The organism is Streptomyces sp. NPDC029526, from assembly GCF_040637405.1.
Taxonomy (GTDB): Bacteria; Actinomycetota; Actinomycetes; order Streptomycetales; family Streptomycetaceae; genus Streptomyces.
In genome coordinates this window covers 386,069-406,194 of the sequence record NZ_JBEZWE010000002.1, presented here as the reverse complement: position 1 = coordinate 406,194, position 20,126 = coordinate 386,069, and the positions used below count along the sequence as shown (strand labels likewise).

Annotated in this window: 15 protein-coding genes; 2 read left to right on the top strand and 13 right to left on the bottom strand. The window is 73.7% G+C overall.

Going from position 1 to position 20,126, the window contains the following annotated elements:
* Positions 1 to 56 precede the first annotated feature (56 nt).
* Positions 57 to 1,436, bottom strand: a complete 1,380-nt coding sequence (locus AB0F01_RS07370) for a PLP-dependent aminotransferase family protein (RefSeq protein ID WP_362090798.1) — start codon at positions 1,434 to 1,436, stop codon at positions 57 to 59.
* A gap of 47 nt (positions 1,437 to 1,483) precedes the next feature.
* Here AB0F01_RS07370 and AB0F01_RS07365 point away from each other — a divergent pair, with 47 nt between their 5' ends.
* Positions 1,484 to 2,020, top strand: coding sequence for a carboxymuconolactone decarboxylase family protein (locus tag AB0F01_RS07365; protein WP_362090796.1), 537 nt, complete (start codon positions 1,484 to 1,486; stop codon positions 2,018 to 2,020).
* Positions 2,021 to 2,179: 159 nt separating this feature from the next.
* Here the strand turns inward: AB0F01_RS07365 and AB0F01_RS07360 are convergent, their stop codons facing one another.
* The 12 genes from AB0F01_RS07360 to AB0F01_RS07305 all read right to left on the bottom strand — a co-directional run bounded on the left by AB0F01_RS07360 (position 2,180) and on the right by AB0F01_RS07305 (position 18,987).
* Entirely contained in the window at positions 2,180 to 3,193 is a 1,014-nt protein-coding gene (locus tag AB0F01_RS07360; RefSeq protein WP_362090794.1) for an ABC transporter substrate-binding protein, read from the bottom strand.
* Between the two features lie 122 nt (positions 3,194 to 3,315).
* The gene (locus AB0F01_RS07355; protein ID WP_362090792.1) at positions 3,316 to 5,334 is read right to left on the bottom strand and encodes an ABC transporter permease subunit; all 2,019 of its coding nucleotides are present in this window, start codon (positions 5,332 to 5,334) and stop codon (positions 3,316 to 3,318) included.
* A 49-nt stretch (positions 5,335 to 5,383) separates the two neighbouring features.
* A complete protein-coding gene (locus AB0F01_RS07350) occupies positions 5,384 to 6,571 on the bottom strand; it encodes a betaine/proline/choline family ABC transporter ATP-binding protein (protein WP_362090790.1) in 1,188 nt (395 codons plus the stop codon).
* The gene (locus AB0F01_RS07345) at positions 6,568 to 8,100 is read right to left on the bottom strand and encodes a GMC oxidoreductase (protein ID WP_362090788.1); all 1,533 of its coding nucleotides are present in this window, start codon (positions 8,098 to 8,100) and stop codon (positions 6,568 to 6,570) included. Before AB0F01_RS07345 ends, AB0F01_RS07350 begins: the two co-directional genes overlap by 4 nt.
* Positions 8,101 to 8,459: 359 nt before the next feature.
* Positions 8,460 to 9,980, bottom strand: a complete 1,521-nt coding sequence (locus tag AB0F01_RS07340) for an aldehyde dehydrogenase family protein (RefSeq protein ID WP_362090786.1) — start codon at positions 9,978 to 9,980, stop codon at positions 8,460 to 8,462.
* 227 nt (positions 9,981 to 10,207) lie between these two features.
* Positions 10,208 to 11,434 (bottom strand): hypothetical protein, encoded by a 1,227-nt coding sequence (locus AB0F01_RS07335; RefSeq protein WP_362090784.1) that lies wholly within the window; start codon positions 11,432 to 11,434, stop codon positions 10,208 to 10,210.
* A gap of 31 nt (positions 11,435 to 11,465) precedes the next feature.
* Positions 11,466 to 11,819 (bottom strand): hypothetical protein, encoded by a 354-nt coding sequence (locus AB0F01_RS07330; RefSeq protein WP_362090782.1) that lies wholly within the window; start codon positions 11,817 to 11,819, stop codon positions 11,466 to 11,468.
* Positions 11,809 to 13,584, bottom strand: coding sequence for a hypothetical protein (locus tag AB0F01_RS07325; protein ID WP_362090780.1), 1,776 nt, complete (start codon positions 13,582 to 13,584; stop codon positions 11,809 to 11,811). Before AB0F01_RS07325 ends, AB0F01_RS07330 begins: the two co-directional genes overlap by 11 nt.
* A gap of 444 nt (positions 13,585 to 14,028) precedes the next feature.
* Entirely contained in the window at positions 14,029 to 15,018 is a 990-nt protein-coding gene (locus tag AB0F01_RS07320) for a malate dehydrogenase (RefSeq protein WP_362090778.1), read from the bottom strand.
* Between the two features lie 540 nt (positions 15,019 to 15,558).
* Positions 15,559 to 16,725 carry a DUF2690 domain-containing protein gene (locus tag AB0F01_RS07315; protein ID WP_362090776.1) on the bottom strand — a complete coding sequence of 389 codons (1,167 nt, stop codon included), beginning with the start codon at positions 16,723 to 16,725 and terminating at the stop codon, positions 15,559 to 15,561.
* Positions 16,726 to 17,396: 671 nt separating this feature from the next.
* The gene (locus AB0F01_RS07310) at positions 17,397 to 18,104 is read right to left on the bottom strand and encodes a DUF3017 domain-containing protein (protein WP_362090774.1); all 708 of its coding nucleotides are present in this window, start codon (positions 18,102 to 18,104) and stop codon (positions 17,397 to 17,399) included.
* 28 nt (positions 18,105 to 18,132) lie between these two features.
* Positions 18,133 to 18,987, bottom strand: coding sequence for a bifunctional methylenetetrahydrofolate dehydrogenase/methenyltetrahydrofolate cyclohydrolase (locus tag AB0F01_RS07305; RefSeq protein ID WP_362090772.1), 855 nt, complete (start codon positions 18,985 to 18,987; stop codon positions 18,133 to 18,135).
* A gap of 326 nt (positions 18,988 to 19,313) precedes the next feature.
* On the opposite strand from AB0F01_RS07305, the gene AB0F01_RS07300 reads away from it, so the two are divergent.
* Positions 19,314 to 19,916 carry a hypothetical protein gene (locus tag AB0F01_RS07300; RefSeq protein WP_362090770.1) on the top strand — a complete coding sequence of 201 codons (603 nt, stop codon included), beginning with the start codon at positions 19,314 to 19,316 and terminating at the stop codon, positions 19,914 to 19,916.
* Positions 19,917 to 20,126 lie beyond the last annotated feature (210 nt).

The window sequence follows — 20,126 nt, the reverse complement described above, 5'->3', positions numbered from 1 at the left end:
GGCACCACCGGTCAGGACACCCCCAGTCAGGCCACCCCCGGTCAGGCCACCCCCCGTCAGGGCAGCGCCTTGCAGAGCGCCTCCAGGGCGCCCGCCCAGGCGTGGTCGGGCGGGGTGGCGTAGCCGACGACGAGGCCGTCCACCGGGGTGTCCGTGGCGGCGGGGTGACGGAAGCGGCCGAGCCCGAGGACCCGCAGGCCCTGCCAGGTCGCGGCGCGCACCACCGACGGCTCGGTCCCCGGCGGCAGCCGCAGGACGGCGTGCAGCCCGGCGGCGATGCCGGTGACCCTGACGTCCGGGGCCCGGGTGGCGAGCGCCTCGACCAGGGCGTCACGGCGCCGGCGGTAGCGCAGGCGGGCGGCGCGGACGTGGCGGTCGTAGGCGCCGGAGGTCAGGAAGTCGGCGAGCACCAGCTGGTCGACCACGCCGACGGAGCGGGCCCCGCCGTGGGCGGTGACCTCCGGCACCAGGGACGGCGGCAGGACCATCCAGCCCAGGCGGAGTCCGGGGGCGAGGGACTTGCTGGCCGTGCCGAGGTACACCACGTGAGCGGGGTCGAGGTCCTGGAGGGCGCCGACGGGCTGGCGGTCGTAGCGGAACTCGCCGTCGTAGTCGTCCTCCAGGACCAGGCCGCCGGTCCGCCGGGCCCGGTCGAGCACCTCGGCCCGGCGGGCGGGAGGCAGGGCGCCGCCGAGCGGGAACTGGTGGGACGGGTTGAGCAGGACGGCGCCCGCGTCGCTCCCGGCGACCAGCGGGCCGTGCTCGTCGTAGGGCAGCGGCACGGTGCGGGTGCCGGCCCGTTCCACGAGGTCCCAGTGGACGTCCAGCCCGTAGGACTCCACGGCCAGGGTGTGCACGCCCCGGTCTCGCAGGACCGCGGTGAGCAGGCGCAGGCCGTCGGCGAAGCCGGCGCAGACCACGACGTTCTCCGGGTCGGCGCGCACGCCGCGGGCCCGCGCGAGGTAGTCGGCCAGGGCTTCGCGCAGTTCCGGCCGGCCCCGCGGGTCGCCGTACCCGAAGGCGTCGTGGGGAGCGGCGGCCAGGGCGCGGCGGGTGGCTCGCAGCCAGGCGGTGCGGGGGAAGGAGGCGAGGTCCGGGGTGCCGGGGACGAGGTCGTGCGGGAGCCGGCCCGGCGGGCGCGCGGGGGCCCTGCGGGCGGGCGGCCGGGGTACGGCGCGGTCGGCGACGTGGGTGCCGGAACCCTGCCGCGCGGTGAGGCGGCCCTCGGCCACCAGGTCGGCGTAGGCGTCGGCGACGGTGTTGCGGGCGACGCCCAGGTCGGCGGCGAGCGAGCGGGAGGAGGGCAGCCGGGTGCCGGGGGCGAGGCGGCCGGTGCGGATGGCGTCGCGCAGGGCGTCGGTCAGGCCGCGGCGCAGTCCGGGCCCGCTGCGTTCGAGGTGCAGGTCGACGCCGTAAGTGGCCCAGGGTTTCGCCATGGGAATGGACCATACTCCTGGGCCGCTCCGCTCGTAGGCTCGCCGTCATGACGACCACAGCGAAGCAGAGCACGAACCCCGGCTCCACCGACGGCGCCGGGGGCGCGGCGTACGCGCCGGAGCCCGCTCCCCGCCTGGACTGGGCTTCCCTGGTCCCGGACGTGTACAAGGCGATGGTGCGGCTGGACGCGGCGTCCCGGAAGGGGCTCGACCCGAAACTGCTGGAGCTGGTGAAGATCCGCGCCTCGCAGCTCAACCAGTGCGCCTTCTGCCTGGACATGCACTCCAAGGACGCGCTGGCGGCGGGCGAGAGCGTGGAGCGGATCGTGCAGCTCGCGGCCTGGGAGGAGTCGCCGCACTTCTACACGGAGCGGGAGCTGGCGGCGATCGAACTGACGGAGGCCGTGACCGTGCTGACCGACGGCTTCGTGCCGGACGAGGTGTACCGGCGGGCCGCCGCCCGCTTCGAGGAGGCCGAACTGGCGCAGCTCGTCGCCGCGATCACGGTGATCAACGCGTGGAACCGGTTCGGCGTGACGTGCCGCCTGACGCCGGGCCACTACCGGCCGGGGCAGCGGCACTGACGCCCCGCGGGTACGGGTGAGCGCGGACGGCCCTCGCGACGCCGAGGTCGCGAGGGCCGTCCGTGCGAGGCCGGCGGCGTGCCGTGGGGCTGCTGCCGCAACCCGCCGGATGCCGGCGAGGACCCGCCGGGTGCCGGCGAGGGCCGGGCGGGGGTCCGGTCAGGGCAGCCACTTCTCCCAGACGTCCTTGTTGGCCTTGACCCACTTCTCGGCCGCCGCCTCCGAGCTCATCTTCTGGCCCGCGATCATCGCGGCGACCTCGTTCTGCTCGTCCGCGGTCCACTTGAAGTTCTTCAGGAACTTCGCGGCGTCACCGCCCTCCTCGGCGAAGTCCGCGTTGAAGTACTTCTGCAGCGGGGTCTCCGGGTAGGCGCAGGCCACCTTCTCCGGGTCGGCGTCGCAGCCCTCCTTGTGCTCGGGCAGCTTCACCTCGACCATGTCGATGTCGGCGTTCAGCCACTGCGGGGTCCACCAGTAGCTGATGAAGGGCTTCTTGGCCTTGTAGTTCTCCCTGATCTGGGTGATCTGGGCGGCCTCGGAGCCGGCGTAGACCGTCTTGTACTCCAGGTCGAGGTTCTTGATGATCGCGTCGTCGTTGGTGGTGTACGACGGGGAACCCTCGAGCAGCTGGCCCTTGTTGCCGCTCTCCGCGGTCTTGAACAGGTCCTTGTACTTGTTGAGGTTCTTCCAGTCCGTGATGTCCGGGTGCTTGTCGACCAGGTACTTCGGCACGAACCAGCCGATGTGGCCGACGACGCCGAGGTCGCCGCCCTCGACGACGGTCTTGTTCTCCTCGACGTACAGCTGCACCTTCTTCGGCGCGCCGCCCCAGTCCTCCATGATGGCGTCGACCTTGCCGCTGTGCAGGGCGTCGAAGGCGACCGACTCGTCGAGCTGCTTGAGCTCGGCCTTGGTGTCCAGCTCGTTCTCGAGGATGTACTTGGCGACGGCGCCGTTGGCCTCCGCGCCGACCCAGGACGGCACGGCGATGGTGACCTTGCCGGAGGAGCCCTTGGCGGAGGACGACGAACCGGTGTCGGCGGCGGCGCAGGCGCTCACCCCGGTCAGGCCGAGGACGACGGCGGCGGCGCCCGCCGCGCGGACGAGGCGCGTTCTCCCGCCGCCGGCCGCGGTGTTCTTCCGGCCGGTGGAGTGTTCGTTCTTCATGCGCATGGTGCGTTCTCTCGTTTCTGTTGCGAGGGGGACGGTCCCTCTTGCGAGGGGTGGACGGTGCCGCGGTCCGGCGCGGGTGCGGAGGTTCGGCCCCGCGGCCCGCGCCGGGCCGGGTGGGGGGTTCAGGGCGTGCCGGCGGCCGCGCGGGTGCGCTGGGTGGTGCGGTCCAGGACCAGGCCGAGCAGCACGATGGCGACGCCGGCGGTCAGGCCGGTGCCCAGGTCGCTCTTCTGGAGGCCGTAGACGACGTCGTAGCCGAGGGCACCGGAGCCGACGAAGCCGCCGACGATGACCATGGCGAGGACGAGGACGACGCCCTGGTTGAGGGCGAGCATCAGCGCCGGACGGGCCAGCGGCACCTGGACCTGGCGGATCTGCTGGAAGGTGCCCGCGCCCAGGGAGCGGGACGCCTCCAGCGCGGCGGGGTCCACCTGGCGCAGGCCCTGCACGGTGATCCGGACGACGGCGGGCAGCGCGTAGAGCACCGCGGCGGCGACCGCGGCCGAGCGCCCCACGTTGAACAGGGCGACCACCGGGATCAGGTAGATGAACTGCGGCAGGGTCTGCATGGTGTCGAGCACCGGCCGCAGCAGCCGTTCCACCACCGGCACCCGGGCGGCGAGCACGCCGATCAGGAAGCCGAGGACCAGGGTGACGACGACGCCCGCGACGGCCTGCGACAGCGTGTCGAGGGACCGGTTCCACACGTCGATGACGCCGACCCCGGCCATGGCCGCGGCGGCCGTGGCCATGGCGCCCCAGCCGCCGGCGAGGAGGCCGAGCACCGCGGCGACCAGGACCAGGACCCACCACGGGGTGCCGGTCAGTCCGGACCGGATCGGGTCGAGCACCCAGGTGGTGAAGCCGTCGGCCCAGGTGCGGGTGCCGCCCAGGACGGGCACGCCCTCGGCGAGGTGGCCGGTGAACCAGTCCGTGGCCCGGTTGACGGGCCCGGAGATGTTCACCGTCCACGGCTCGGGCCACTCCTCGATGAGCAGGAGATAACCGGCCACGGAGACCACCGTGGCCACGACCGCCGTCAGGCCCCAGCCGGCCCAGCCGTGCAGCAGGGGGACGGGCGACGGGCCGGGGCCCTCGCCGAGACGGTCCCCGGCGGCAGCGGTGGTGCGGTCCAGCCAGACCGCCAGCAGCACGATGGGGATGCCCGCGGCGAGCGCCCTGCCGACGTCGACGGTGGACAGGGCCTGGAAGACCTCCTCGCCCAGGCCGCCGGCGCCGACCACGGAGGCGATGGTGACCATGGACAGGGCCATCATGATCGTCTGGTTGAGACCGAGCAGGATCTCCTTACGGGCCAGGGGCAGCCGCGCGCTCAGCAGCCGCTGCGCGGGGCTCGCCCCGAGGGACTTGGCCGCCTCCATCACGCCGGGGTCGGCACCGCGCAGGCCGAGCGCGGTGAGCCGGGCCATGGGCGGGGCGGCGTAGATGATCGTGGCGATCAGCGCGGACGGCACGCCGATGCCGAACAGCAGCACCAGCGGCAGCAGATAGGCGAACGCCGGCATGATCTGCATGGTGTCCAGCGCCGGGCGCAGCACCCGCTGGAAGCGGTCGGACAGGCCGCCGCCCAGGCCGAGCAGCCCGCCGACGACCGCGGACACCGCGACCGCGATCGCCATCAGGGCGAGGGTCTCCATGGTGGCTTCCCACATGCCGAGCACCCCGCACAGCGCGAAGCAGCCCGCGGTGACGCCGGCCAGCTTGAGGCCGCGCCGGCTCTGCAGGCCGCCGACGCGCCACGAGACCAGGACGGCGATCAGCGTCACCGGGAACCAGCCGACGTCGACCAGCAGGGCCGTCATCCAGCCGACGGAGTCGTCGGACCAGTTGCTCAGGTGGAGCAGGAAGTAGAGGAAGACGGGGTTGGTGTCCCGGTTGCGCACGACCCAGGAGTAGGCGTCGTCCAGCGGGGTCTTGACGTCGACGGTCAGTGCGGCGGGCCAGGTCCCGCTGCCCCACAGGGCCACCGCGACCGGCACGAGCACGGCCGCGGCGACCGCGAGCGGGATCAGGCGGCGCACCAGCGGGTGGACCGTACGGGAGCGCAGCGTCGGCGTTGCCTGCTCCTCGGCCGGTTCCACGGGCGGTGAGGGCGGCGCCGGGGTGGTCACGGCACTCATCCGCCGCACCCCCGCGCCGTTCGGGCGGACGTGGGTCTGACGCAGGTGCTCATCGCACGGCCTCCTTCGCCAGGCTCGGGCCCCGGTCGAGACCGGCGACGACCTTCAGGAGGCCCACGTGGTCGACCTGGCCCAGGCAGCGGCCGTCCTCCACCACGCAGGCGGCCCGCCCCGTGCGGGCGACGGTCCCGACGGCGACGGAGACGACGGTGTCGGGGGCGAGGGCGCCCGGGTGGTCGGGGCCGCCGCAGTCGCCGGGGGTCATCGCGCTGCGGACGGTCATGACCTGTTCGCGCGGGACGTCCCGGACGAAGTCGCGGACGTAGTCGTCGGCGGGCGCGCCGACGATCTCCTCGGGTGTGCCCAGCTGCACCACGCGCCCGTCGCGCATCAGCGCGATCCGGTCACCGAGGCGGAGGGCTTCCTGGAGGTCGTGGGTGATGAAGACCATCGTGCGGCCCTCCTCGCGGTGCAGCCGGGTCACCTCCTCCTGCATGTCCCGCCGGATCAGCGGGTCGAGGGCGCTGAACGGCTCGTCGAAGAGCAGCACCTCGGGGTCGACGGCGAGGGCGCGGGCCAGGCCGACGCGCTGCTGCTGACCGCCGGACAGCTGGGCGGGTCTGCGCTGTTCCATGCCCTCCAGGCCGACCTTCGCGACGACCTCGGCGGCCCGCTCACGGCGTTCCGCCTTGCCCATGCCCTGGATCTCCAGGCCGTAGGCGACGTTGTCGAGGACGGTGCGGTGCGGCAGCAGGCCGAAGTGCTGGAAGACCATGGCGGCGCGGTGCCGGCGCAGTGCGCGCAGCCGGGCCTTGTCCATGGCGAGGACGTCCTCGCCGTCGATGGCGATGGTGCCCGCGGTCGGCTCGATGAGCCGGGTCAGGCAGCGCACCAGGGTGGACTTGCCGGAGCCGGACAGGCCCATGACGACGAAGACCTCGCCCTTGCGGACGTCGAAGCTCACGTCCCGCACGGCGGCGGTGCAGCCGGTGCGGGCGCGCAGTTCGGCGGGCTCGAGCGCGGCGAGCGCGGGGTCCGCGGGGATCCGCTCGGCCTTCGGGCCGAAGACCTTCCACAGGCCCTGGACGCGGAAGACCGGCGCGTCGTCCGCCGGGGTGTCCGTCGACGGGGCGGCGTCCGCCGCAGTGTCCGCGGACGGGGCGGTGGGCTCGGCCGGGGTCGCGGGCTCGGTGGGCTCGGCGGGGGTGGCGGGCTCGGCGGGGGTGGAGGTGCTCATCGGGCGTCGCCGCCGATCAGGTCGACGGCCCGCTCGCCGACCATCAGCACCGCGATCATCGGGTTGACGGCGGTCATGGTCGGGAAGACGGAGGCGTCCGCGATGCGGATGCCCTCCAGGCCGCGGATCCGCAACTCGGGGTCCACCACGGCCTGTTCGTCGTCGACGGCGCCCATCCTGCAGGTGCCGGCCGGGTGGTAGACGGTGTGGGCGACCTTCCGGGCGTACTCGCTCAGCTCCTCGTCGCCGGTGACGTCCGGGCCGGGCGCGACCTCACGCTTGAGCCAGTGGGCCAGGGGCTCGGTCTTCGCGATCTCGCGGGCGATGCGGATGCCGTCGACGAGGGTGCGGCCGTCGTAGTCGTCCTCGTCGGTGAAGTAGCGGAAGTCGAGGGCCGGCTTGACCTCGGGATCGGCGCTGGTGAGGTAGAGACGGCCCCGGGACTTCGGCTTGGGGATGTTCGGGGTCATCGAGACGCCGAACTCCGGCCGCCGGTAGCCCAGTCGCTCCGGGTTGTCGGTGAACGGGATCTGGTAGAAGTGGAACATCAGGTCCGGGCCCGCGTGCTCCGGGTCGCGGCGCACGAACAGACCGGCGTCGGAGTCCATCGCGGAGTTGTCCGGGATCGGCCCGTCCGTCTCCCACACGATCACGGACTCGGGGTGGTCCAGCAGGTTCTCGCCGACTCCGGGCAGGTCGTGCGCCACGGGTATGCCGAGCGCCTCCAGGTCGGCGCGCGGCCCGATGCCCGAGTGCAGCAGCAGCCGCGGCGAGTCGACGGCGCCGGCGCACAGCACCACCTCGTTGCGGGCGGAGACCAGGATCTCCTCGCCGTCCTTGGTGCGGACGTGGACGCCGGTGGCGCGGGTCCCGTCGAGTTCCAGCCGGTACGCCCAGGTCTCCAGCAGGATCGTCAGGTTGGGCCGCTCGTCCATCACCGGGTGCAGATAGGCCACCGACGCGGAGGACCGCTTGTTGTTCTCCGGGTGGTAGGCGAGGTCGAAGAAGCCGACGCCCTCCTGGAACGGCTTCTTGTTGAAGCTCTCGATCCGGGGCACTTCGAGGGCCTTCTGCGCCGCGTCGACGAAGTCGCGGGCGATGGCGTTCCGGTCCTTCTCGTCGACCGGCACGATGTTGTTCTTCAGCCGGGCGTAGTACGCCTCCATCTGCACCGCGCCCCAGCCGTCGGCGCCGGCCTGCTCCCACTCGTCCCAGTCGGACGGAAGCGGCTTGAAGGCGATGAGCGTGTTGTGCGAGGAGCAGCCGCCGAGCACCCGGGCGCGGCTGTGCCGGATGTGCGAGTTGCCGCGCGGCTGCTCGGTGGTCGGGTAGTCGTAGTCCAGTTCGCCGCCGAGCAGGCCCATCCAGCGGCGCAGGGTCAGCACGTCGTCGCGGCCGACGTCGCTGGGGCCGCCCTCGATGACGGCGACGGTCACGTCCGGGTTCTCGGTCAGCCGCGAGGCGATGACCGAACCCGCCGTGCCGCCGCCGATGACGACGTAGTCGTACGTGTGGGTGTGTTCTGGCATGGCAGTGGTACTCCTCCGGGAACTGGGGACGGTGGGACGGCTTGAGACGGGGTCGACGCCGGGCGTCGAGGAAGGGGAGAAGGGCCGGGCGGGCGCGGACCGCCGGCGCCGCGGGCCGGTACGGGCACGGCGGCGCACCGCGGCACGGCGGCCGCGGTACGGGGCGGGAGCGGTTCGCCGCCGCCCTCCGGCCGGATCACGGCCCGCGGGGCGTCGGGTGACCGGGCGGCACACGGCGGCAGCGTGGCTCGCCGCGGCGGGGCCGGACGGCCCCGCGCGGCGGTGCGCCACGGGGCGTCACGCGGGTGGTGCGTCGCACTGGGCGGGGGTGCCCGGTCCACCGGCGGGTGGCCTGTGGCTCAGCCCGCGAACCAGCGCACCGGCTTGGGCGCGAGGTTCTGGTAGACGTGCTTGGTCTCGCGGTACTCGGCCAGCCCGGCCGGGCCCAGTTCGCGGCCGACTCCGCTCCTGCCGAAGCCGCCCCACTCCGCCTGCGGCAGGTAGGGGTGGAAGTCGTTGATCCACACCGTGCCGTGCCGCAGCCGGCCGGCCACCCGCCGGGCACGGCCCGCGTCGGTGGTCCACACCGCCCCGGCCAGGCCGTACTCGGTGTCGTTGGCGAGGGCGACCGCCTCGTCCTCGGTGCGGAAGGTCTCCACGGTGACGACCGGTCCGAAGACCTCCTCGCGCACCACGCGCATCTCGCGGTGGCAGTGGTCGAGGACGGTCGGCTCGTAGAAGTACCCGCCCGCGGGGCGTTCGTCGGACGGTTCGGGCCGCTTGCCGCCGGAGCGCAGCACCGCGCCCTCCTCCAGCGCGGAGGCCACGTACGCCTCGACTTTGTCGCGCTGCTGCGCGGAGACCAGCGGGCCGCACTCGACGCCCTCCGCGGTGCCCCGGCCGAGCCGGATCCGCTGCGCGCGGCGGGCGAGTTCGGCGACGAAGCGGTCGCGGACCGACTCCTCGACGATGAGCCGCGCACCGGCCGAGCAGACCTGGCCGCTGTGGATGAAGGCCGCGTTGAGGGCCTGGTCGACGGCGGTGTCGAAGTCCTCGTCGGTGGCGCAGGCGTCGGCGAAGACCACGTTGGGGTTCTTGCCGCCGAGTTCGAGGGCGACCTTCTTCACGGTCGGCGCCGCCGCCCGGGCGACCTTGGTGCCGCTGGCCAGCCCGCCGGTGAAGGACACCAGGTCCACGTCGGGGTGCTCGGCCAGCCGGGCGCCCACGGTGTGCCCGGGGCCGGTGACGATGTTGGCCACCCCGGCCGGCAGCCCGGCCTCGATCAGCAGGTCGATGAGGGCGACGGTGCTCAGCGGGGTGATCTCACTGGGCTTGACGACGAACGTGTTGCCCGCCGCCAGCGCCGGAGCGATCTTCCAACTGGCCTGCAGCAGCGGGTAGTTCCACGGTGTGATCATGGCGCAGACGCCGACCGGCTCGTGCACGACCACGCTGTGCACGTCGGGCGAGCCCGCGTCCACGACCCGGCCGGGGGCCTCGCCCGCGACCAGGTCGGCGAAGTAGCGGAAGGCGTCGGCGACACAGTCGATGTCGACGCGGCCCTCCTCCACGGTCTTCCCCGCGTCCCTGCTCTCCAGGAGACCCAGCCGCTCCCGGTCGCGGGTGAGCAGTGCGGCGACACGGCGCAGCAGTTCGGCCCGTTCGGCGACCGGGGTGGTAGGCCAGGGGCCCTCGTCGAAGGCGTGCCGCGCGGCGGTCACCGCCAGGTCCACGTCCTTCTCGTCGCCCTCCGCGACCACGGCGAAGGGCTGGGCGTCGGCGGGGTCGATGATCTCCCGCGTGGCCCCGGACACCGCCGCCCGCCACTCGCCCCCCGCGTGGATCGTGCCGCGCGCCTCGCGTTCCGTCTTGTCCGCCATGATCGCTGACTGCCTTCCGTTCCTGTTGCCCGCCCACGCGCCGCACGGATGTCGTCGCATGGGACCGGGTGCACCTGCCCCGGAAGGCCGAAAGCATGCGCGATTCCCGGCCGGAAGTGCGCCGAGTCACGGAAGAGGGGGACACCGAGGGAGGAAACGCCCGGGCCGTGAGCACACGGTCACGGCCCGGGGCCGCATGGGGAGGGCGGAACGGGCGGTGGGCCCGGTCAGCCGGCGCCGTCGGCGCAGGTGGTGCCCGGCGGGCAGAAACCGTCGAGTGCCGTCCGCAGCAACTGCCGCCGGCTCTCCCGGTCCTCCGCGTCGGGCCCGTAGGCGGCGACGGCGTAGACCTTGCCGTCGGCGGAGGTGAACCGCTCGTCCACCACGTGCCACGGCCCGACGTCGGGCTGGCCCGTGAGGGAGTCGACGAGGTACTCCAGCCGGGACACGGAGTCGTCGCCGGAGCCGCCGTCCGTCAGGGAGAGTTCGGTGAACCCCGGTGCCTTCTGCACCGCGTCCGAGAGGAACAGCGCGTGCGACTCGGCGGGCGACGCCTCCGACACCTCGAACACCTGGATCCGTCGGGTGCGGTCGGCGCTGTAGTAGTTGACCACGTCGATCCCGTACTTGGAGCTCACCTCCTCGCGGGTCCAGCCCTCGGGGCGGACGATGGTGAAGCCCTCGGGGTCGGTGAACAGCCGGTATCCGGCGGGCGGTTCGTCGACGAGAGGGGACGGGGCGGAGGCGGTTCCGTCGCCGGCCGGGGCGGACGGCGGCTGCCCCTGCGTGTCGGCCTCCGGGGACCCGGCCGTCGGCGACGGGCTCGCCGAGACCGCCGGCTTGTCCGCCCGCTCGTCGGTGTCGCCCCCCGACCGCGCGGCCAGCGTGGCCACCAGCCCCAGGGTCACGCCGACGGCCGCGGCCCCGCCCACCACCAGCCAGAGCCGCCGCCGGCCGGTGCCCGGAGCGGGCGCGGGCAGCGGGGTGCCCGGCGGGTGGGATCCGGAGGGGTAGGGATCGGCCGGTGTCCAGGGCGGCGGGGTGACCCCGCCGGGAGGCGGGGGCGGTACGGGGCCGGACCACTGAAGGCCGGTGAGGGTCGGCGCCGACGGCGAGACGTCGGGAGCGGCGGGCACGGCGGGAGCGGTCGGCACTCCGGGCGCGGCGGCGCCGGTGCCGTCCGACGCGGGCGCTCCCGGGGCGCCGGGGCCCGCTCCCCCGCCGCTCGGCGCGAGGGGGCCGCTGCCCGGGTCCCCGCCGGAGACCACCGTGGGTGTGGGCCACACGACCGCCGGGGTGCCGCCCTCGCCGGCCGCCGGCTCTCCCGGCGCTCCGGCGCCGGGGCCAGGGCCGGGGCCGGCGCCGGCGCCGGCGCCGGGGCTGGGGGCACCGTCCCCGTCCGCCTCCTCCCACCGCTGGGAGTCCTCGTTCCAGTACCGCGGTCCCCCGGTCATGACATCCCCCTCGTCTCGCTCGCCGCCCGCGTCACATGCCGAGCAGTCCCGCAACGGTAGCGGCCGAAGCCAGCACCGCCGTCAGGGCCTGGGCGTCCGTCAGGAGCTCCCGCACCCTGCGGCGGCGGGGCTCGCCCACCGCACCGGTCCGGTCGATCTCGTCCTCGGTGTCCGCCAGCGCCTCGTCCAGCTGTGCGGTCTGCTCACTCTGCCGCACCCGGGCCAGATCCGCCCGCAATTCACGGACGGCCCGGAGAAGTTCCTCGGCGCTCTCGTCCGCCCGGTCCGGGGCGTGGTGGTGGCTGACCGCCCGGGCGTGGCTGCCGACGGCGAAGGTGCTGCCCGTGACGTCACCGATGCGGACGCCCGGCTCCTCAGGTGTCATCTCTGCTGGGTCCTCTCTGCGGCCCCGGGCCGCGGTGGCCGGCGCGGGCGTGGTCGCCGATGGCGAAGGTGGACCCCTCGACCCGGCCGATGTGCACGGCACCGTTGCTGACGTTGACGATCTTCTGCACGAACTCGCCGGTCTCGTAGCCCGCTTCGGCCAGGGCCCGGCGGACCCCTCGTCCGACGCGGTCCTGGATGCTGCGCAGGTACCGGTCCACGTCCATCGTCTGGAACGTGGATCCGGAGGTCGCCGCCAGTTCCCGTACGGACATCTCCGGCCCCTCGGGGGGCAGGTCGGCGTGACCGTCGGTCAGCAGCCGCCACTGCTCAGCCGCACCCCGCCACAGGGCGACCAGCGCGGGGCCCGCCGAGGCGGGCACCTCACCGAGTGCCGCGGCCGCCCTGGCGAACGCGGGGGCGCTGCGCGCCCGGAGCGCGTCCCGTTCCACGTCCTTGAAGGCGGCCCGCACGGGGGACAGCACATGCGGGGCGATCTCCAGCATGAGCATCCCGCCCTGGGTGTGCACCCGCACGAAGACGGTGACGACCAGTTCCTCCTCCCAGCCGCCGACGCGGATGCGCAGGAAGTGCCGCCGCCGCTCGCCGCCCTCCTCGACGGCCCGCGCGCGGTGCTGCTCGAAGTCCCGCACGGACAGGGGCGCCTCGTCGCGCCGGGCCAGCCCGTCGACGGGCAGGAACACGCACTCGTCGATCTCCAGCCGGCGCAGCCGGTCTCGGACGAGCGCCGGATCGGCGTGCGCGGCGGGCACCCGCAGCTGTTCGAGCATCGGGCGGATCTTGTCCAGGACGGCCCGGTTGCTGAGCGGCTGCTGCGCGGTGTCGGGGACCGGCCGCAGTTCGACGGCGAGCACCCAGGTGTCGCGCCGCGCTCCCGCTCCGCGGAACGGGGCGGCCTCGTCGTACAGGACCAACGGCGCGTGCTGCTCCCGGCGGATGCGTTCCATCACGCGCCGGAACCGCTCGCCGCCGGCCCGCTCGGCGGGGTCGTCGGCGAGTTCCATGAAGCCGCCCTCGGACAGTTCCTCCACGAAGACGCGGGTGTACCGCTCCCGCCGGGTGGCGGCGCACAGTCCGACAAGGGCGAGCGTCCCGAGCCCGATCCAGGCCTGCCAGGGCTCCGCCCCGCCGCCCCCGAGCACCGACGGCAGCTCGTCCAGCGAGTCGGACGTCCCGCCCGAACTGCCGTAGTACGACGACGAGCTGTCGCCGTACGGGGAGGACGAGCCGTAGGTCGCCCCGGAGCCGTTCGAGGAGTCCGGCCCGGACGAGGAACCGCCCCCGAACGCGACGCCCAGCAGCACGGCGAGGGCGGCGACGAACAGGACCCACCCCACGACCAGGACGAGCGGCCGGTAGGCCGGGGCGGGGCGACCGCCCTTGCGTCCGGGGGCGAGCGCGAGCACCGCACCGGCCAGCAGCGGCCCGACCAGCAACCCGCCGCTGAGCGGCAGGCCCACCGCCCAGAGGCCCAGCACGGCGCCGGACCACTTCAGGTGCTCCCGCCGGGCCCGCAGCGCGTGCGCCAGGACCCGGGCCGCGTCGTGACCGAGCGCGGGCGCGGCGATGTGGTGCTCCTTGACGTAGAGCTCGTCGATGACGCGCCGGCGGTACGCGGCGTCCTGGTAGGTCCCGGCGCACATCAGCCGGGTGGCCTCACTGCTGTGCGGCGGAACGGGCGGCGGGTCCGGGGGCGCGGGGCTGCGCGGGTGCGGCGACTGTCGCGGCACGGGAGCGGTGCTCATGCCGATCCTTCGGGAGCATGGGGCCGGAGGTGGCCCGGGGGTGAAGGTGCATCAGCATAGAGGCTGGAGGAGAACGACAGGAATCAGAATGTCAAGATTGTGATCGTGTGATATGCGTCAACCTCTGGCCATAGGTGACCTCGCGCGTCGCGCCCGCCGCTCGCGGACCGCCGACCGCCGAGTGCCGACCGCCGACTACCGACTGCCGACTGCCGACCATTGGTCGCTACCCGTCTTCCGTCTTCCGCCGGAGTACCCGTTCCCGCCTGCCGCCGGAGTGGCCGTTCCGCCCGGTGCCGGGTTCCGTCCGCGCCGCCCGCACCGGCGGAACGGCTGCGGAAACGGCGGCGGAAACGGCGGAGCCCCGCACCGGCCGGAACCGGTGCGGGGCTCTGGACCCGCGGGGACGCGTCGCGCCGGGCCGGGGCCCTGCGCCGCGTCGGATCAGATGAGGCCGAGGCCGCGGACCGCCTCGCGCTCCTCCTCCAGCTCCTTGACGGAGGCGTCGATGCGCGCCCGGGAGAAGTCGTTGATCTCCAGGCCCTGGACGATCTCGTACGTGCCGTCCTTGACGGTGACCGGGAAGGAGGAGATGAGGCCCTCCGGAACGCCGTAGGAGCCGTCCGACGGGATGCCCATGGAGGCCCAGTCGCCCTCGGCCGTGCCGTTGACCCAGGTGTACACGTGGTCGATGGCGGCGTTGGCGGCGGACGCGGCCGACGAGGCACCGCGGGCCTCGATGATCGCGGCACCGCGCTTGGCGACGGTCGGGATGAAGTCCTCGGCCAGCCACTTCTCGTCGTTGACGACCTCGGCGGCGTTCTTGCCGGCGACGGTGGCGTGGAAGATGTCCGGGTACTGCGTCGCCGAGTGGTTGCCCCAGATCGTCAGCTTCTTGATCTCGGAGACCGGGACGCCGGTCTTCTTCGACAGCTGGGTCAGCGCGCGGTTGTGGTCCAGCCGCGTCATCGCGGTGAACCGCTCGGCGGGCACGTCCGGCGCGGCGGCCTGGGCGATGAGGGCGTTGGTGTTGGCCGGGTTGCCGACGACCAGGACGCGGATGTCGTCCGCGGCGTGGGCGTTGATGGCCTGGCCCTGCGGCTTGAAGATGCCGCCGTTGGCCTCCAGGAGGTCACCGCGCTCCATGCCCTTGGTGCGCGGACGGGCACCCACGAGGAGCGCGACGTTGGCGCCGTCGAAGGCCACGTTCGGGTCGTCCGTGATGTCGATGCCCTGCAGGAGCGGGAAGGCGCAGTCGTCCAGCTCCATGGCCGTGCCCTCGGCGGCCTTGAGGGCCGGGGTGATCTCCAGCAGGCGCAGCCTGACCGGCACGTCCGCGCCGAGCAGCTGGCCGGAGGCGATGCGGAAGAGCAGGGCGTAACCGATCTGGCCGGCCGCGCCGGTGACGGTGACGTTCACGGGAGTGCGGGTCATGGCGTTCTCCGTATGACAGCTGGCGGTGGGGCGGTCCCTGCCCCGGGGTGCGGGATCCCGCTTCCGGCTCGTGACCGGCGTCCGCCGTGACGACCGATCACCGGAACGGGAGGACCGCCGACGGATGATCGATCTCTTGGCGTCAAGAGAGATCCAGCGGTCAGGCTATCGCGCATCCGTCCACCCGGACGGCCGGGCTCTCTGTGGCCCACCCCACAGAGCGACGGCGTGGTCCACGCAGCGTGAGCGGTCGCTCCGGTGCCCGCACGGATCGGGCCCACGACGGGAAGAGGCGGCCGCCCGTCCGGGGAGAGGGGGGACGGGGCGGCCGCCGTCGGGGACCGCTGCCGGCTCCCGTGGGGGTACTGGTTCGCCTGCCCCCGGGGAGGCGGCCCATACCCGTCACCACACATCCCCCACGAAGCCCGTTCGAGACCCCCATGCCCGCCCGGCGGACACCGGGGTTCCACGGCACCGGCCGGGCCGGAACCCGGTGGGAGGCGTGTCACCGGCGGGCCGGCCGCCGGCGCGCCGCCCGCGTCACTCGGTGCAGCCCTCCACGCCGGAGGCCAGCACCGCGCAGGCGTTCGCCTGTTCCGCGTTCTTCACGGCCACCATCGCGGTGTACGTGACGGTGTCGCCGGCCTCGGTGATGTCGTTGGTCTGCTTGGCCTTGCCCGCGCTGATCTCGACCGCGTCGCCCTGGGCGGCCTGGGTGATGCGACCCCAGGCGGCGGCGCAGGTCTCGCTGTAGCGGACCTCGACGGTGGCGGTGCCGACGGTGGCCGTCTTGGCCGTGGTCACGAGGTCGCCGCTGCACCCCATGTTCTCCGCGTCCTTGCCGGTGCAGCTGTCACCGCTGCACTTGACCCCGGGAGGCAGGTCCGCGTCGGCGGACGCGCTGGGCGACGGGGACGTGGCGACGGCGTCCTTGTTCTTGGCGTCCTCGATGCTGCTGACGTAGAGCCCGGCGGCGACCACCACCAGGGCGCCGATGGCGCCCGCGACGAACGTCGAGATGCGCCGCTTGCCGCCCGGTCCACCCGGTCCACTTGGACCGCCCGAGCGCGTGCGCCCCGCGGTACCCGCGGGCGGTGCGCTGTGCGCGCCGGAGGACCCGGGGGTGCGCCCGCGCCCCGCGGGCGGCGTGGCGCCCTGGCCGGGACGGCCGTACTGCGACGGTCCACCGGGGCCCGTGACCCCCCAGGAGTTCACGTCGGAGGCACCCTCGGGCCCACCGACGGCGTCCCGGACGTCCGAGGCGGTCGGCTGCGGAGGAACGGACGGCGAGACGCCGGCCGGACCGGCGACACCCGGCCGGACCGCGGCGCCGCCCTTGCGCGATCTGCCGCCGCTCCCGGGCCCGGCGAGTTCGCTGAGCGCCGCGCGCGCCTGGGAGATCCGGATGGCCTCCATGGTCATGTCGTGACGCATCTCCGAGCGGCTCCAGGCACGCTCGGCGAGCTCCCACATGGTGGTGAGGTGCGTCGGGTTGGTGCCGGTGACCTCGGCCAGCGCCACGATCGCGCCTTTGGGCGCGAGCAGGCGGCCGTTGAGATACCGCTCCCAGGACGTCTTGCTGTAACCCGTCCGGTCGGAGACCGACGCGACGCTCAGGCCGCTGCGGTCCACCACCCGCCTGAGCTGGCTGGTGAACTCCCTGATCTGCGGATCGAGTTCCTCAGGCAAGGCCTTCCAACGAGGCATTGCTTCCCCCCTCTTCCCCCCGGTACGTGCTGGTGTTTCCCTCGCGCATGGTGCCCTTTGGCCGAGTCCGGTTCTGGCTACCCACAGGGATGCCGCCAGTGAGGATCTCAGTTCCCGGGGTGGGGGCGCACGGGAGCGTCAGGGCGCGGGCGTGCACCCTCGCACGCCTACTTGCTGGGACCCAGTCTCCCACCGGCGACCCCCTGTTCCGAACGGAACCCGGCACAAGCGCACGGAACGCCCCGCAACTTCCGAATTGTCCGGGACGGGATGACCGCATCCTCTTGACCCCGGAGCCGGGGCCGACCCCGGCACCGGGCCGCGACGGAAGCATCTCGGGAACACACCCGGGTCCACGCTCGGGGGTTCCGCGTCGGCACCCTCCCCGCCCGGACACGAGGCTCTCATGGCCCTCATCGCCCGCCGCGAAGGTCGCGAGGCGGTCCGGGGGATCCGGGGCGCGTAGCGGAACGGTCACTTCCGTGCCACAGCGGCACCACACCCGTTGAACAGGCCGTTCGACGTACCGGAAGGTTGTTCCCGACGGCGGCCCGTCCTTTCACGGGGGTGAGGGCGGGCCGCCGCCGTACGACCCGCCGAGGCCCGGTGTCGGGACCAGGGCGCGGGGAACGGGGAACGGGCGGTGACGGGAGCGTCCCGAACGAGAGGCCCTAGCCGCTGACGGTGAAGTGCAGCAGGTCCTTCAGGAACGGGATCTGCAGTTTGGGATCCGGCTGGACCATCAGCGCCAGCACCACGATCCCGATGCCGAGCACCCCGTACGTGACGATGTCCGTGAACCGGGAGCGCACGGCGAGCATGCCGACGTCCGGCACCACCCAGCGCAGCACGGCGCCGGTGAGCAGCGCCACCCCGATCAGCAGGGTGCCGAGCCGGAACAGATCGGACGCGGTCAGCAGCAACCCCAGCGCGACCAGGAACAGCACGGCCAGGATCGGCCACTGCCGGGCGGGCGCCGGGGCGTCACCGGCAGCCGCCCGGCCACCGCCCTCGGGGCGCGCCGTGTCCCGGGTGAACAGCGGGAAGCGGCGGGTGGCGCGCCGGGGCCGCCCCCGGGCGTCGGGCGCGCTGACGGGGTCCCGCACGACGATCTCCTCGTCGGAGGCGTCCTCCGCGGGAGCGCCGGGAGCCTCGGCCCCCTCACCGCCCCGGGCGCCTTCCCGGGAGCCGTCCGGGGCGCCGTCCGGGGCGCCGTCCTGCGCTCCGTCCTGCGCTCCGTCCCGGGCGAGGGCGTCCTCGCCCTCGGCGCCGGGGCCGTCGGCGGAGCGTTCGACGGCGGCCTCCGTCCGGTGCTCGTCATCACGGGCGCCGGGATGCGCGGCGCGGTCCTCCACGGGCTCGTCGCCGGCGTCACGCACCCGCTCCCCGGCGCCGCGGGTGCTCCGGTCAGCCGACACTGCGCTCCGCCGCCTCGACCACGTTGACCAGCAGCTGGGCCCGGGTCATCGGACCGACGCCGCCGGGGTTCGGGGAGATCCAGCCGGCCACCTCGGCCACGTCCGGGTGGACATCGCCGACGATCTTGCCCTCGGCGCTGCGGGAGACGCCGACGTCCAGCACGGCCGCGCCCGGCTTGACGTCCTCCGCCCGGATCAGGTGCGCGCTGCCCGCGGCGGCGACGATGATGTCGGCGCGCTTGAGGTGGGCCGACAGGTCACGGGTGCCGGTGTGGCACTGGGTCACCGTGGCGTTCTCGCTGCGCCGGGTCAGCAGCAGCGGCATCGGACGGCCGATGGTGACACCGCGGCCGACGACGACGACCTCGGCGCCCTTGATCTCCACGCCGTAGCGGCGCAGCAGGGTCAGCACGCCGTTCGGGGTGCAGGGCAGCGGGGCCGGCTCGTTGAGGACGAGCCGCCCGAGGTTCATCGGGTGCAGGCCGTCGGCGTCCTTGTCGGGGTCCATCAGCTCGAGGATGCGGTTCTCGTCGATGCCCCGGGGCAGCGGCAGCTGGACGATGTAACCGGTGCACGCCGGGTCCTCGTTCAGCTCGCGGACGACCGCCTCGATCTCGTCCTGCGTGGCCGTGGCCGGCAGCTCGCGCTGGATGGAGGCGATGCCGACCTGCGCGCAGTCCCGGTGCTTGCCGGCGACGTACTTCTGGCTGCCGGGGTCCTCCCCGACGAGGATCGTGCCGAGGCCGGGCGTGACGCCCTTCTCCTTCAGCGCCGCCACGCGGGCGGTCAGATCGGACTTGATCGCGGCTGCGGTGGCCTTGCCATCGAGAATCTGGGCGGTCATGACCCCATCCTCCCGGATGACGGGCCCCCGGTTCCAATCAGCCCTGACGACGCACGGCAGCAACGTCCGCGAACGCGCACACCGCGACCGCCGCACCCCCCGTCCGCCCTTGTCCCGGGCCGTTCCGCCGTGCGGCCGGACATGATCGACGATGTTGCACTTGCACAACACCTGCCGCGCGCGGCTGGACAAGTAAGAGAAAGGTCAAGAACGATGAGTCCAGAAGTGCCGCGGGCAGAACCGGGGGGACGGACCGCATCCACAGGACTTCCTCCGAGCCGTGCACGCGTCGTCCCCGCACGAGCGACAACGGAGGAAGGACCGCCATGAGCTTCGGCGACCCGAACAACCCCTACGGGCAGCCGCCCCAGCAGCCGCAGCAACCCCAGCAGGGCTACGGCCACCCCCAGTACCCCGGCGCACCGCAGCAGGGTGGCTACGGGTACCCGGCGGCGCCGGCCTACGGCGGTCCGCCGCCCGCCCACATGCCGATGCCCGGCACCGTGAAGGCCGCCCGCGTCATGCTGTTCGTCCTCGGCGGCCTTCAGGTCGTCGGCGGCCTGTTCATGATGATCGCCTCCAGCTGGTTCACCGAGTACTTCGAGGACGCCGCCAACAGCGATCCGAACCTCTCCGCCGAGGATGCCGACCGGGTCGTCAGCATCGGCGTCGGTGTCATGATCGTGTTCGGTGCGATCGTGATCGGCTTCGCCGTGTGGGCGATCCTCACCGCGGCGAAGTTCGGCACCGGCGGCGGCGGGGTGCGCGTCTCCGCGATCGTCTACGCCTCGTTCACCATTCTGTTCAGTCTGCTCGGCCTGGCGGGTGCCAACGTCTTCTCCCTGATCAGCCTGGTGATGGGCATCCTGATCGTCGTGTACTGCGCCAACCGGAACGGCGCCGCCTGGTTCAACCGGCCCAAGTTCTAGGACTCGGGCGCCGGTTGCGCCCCCGCCCGTACCACCGCACGGGGCCGTGCCTCACCCGTATCCGGGAGGCACGGCCCCGTGCTCGTGTCCCGGGCCGACGGGGCCCCTCGAGGGAGCCGCGTGGGCCCGAGCCCGGGGCGAGCAGCCCCGTACCGCCAGGTCGACGTACCTCCGCCGACCGAGGTGACCTGGGGGGCCGCCCGCCACCGT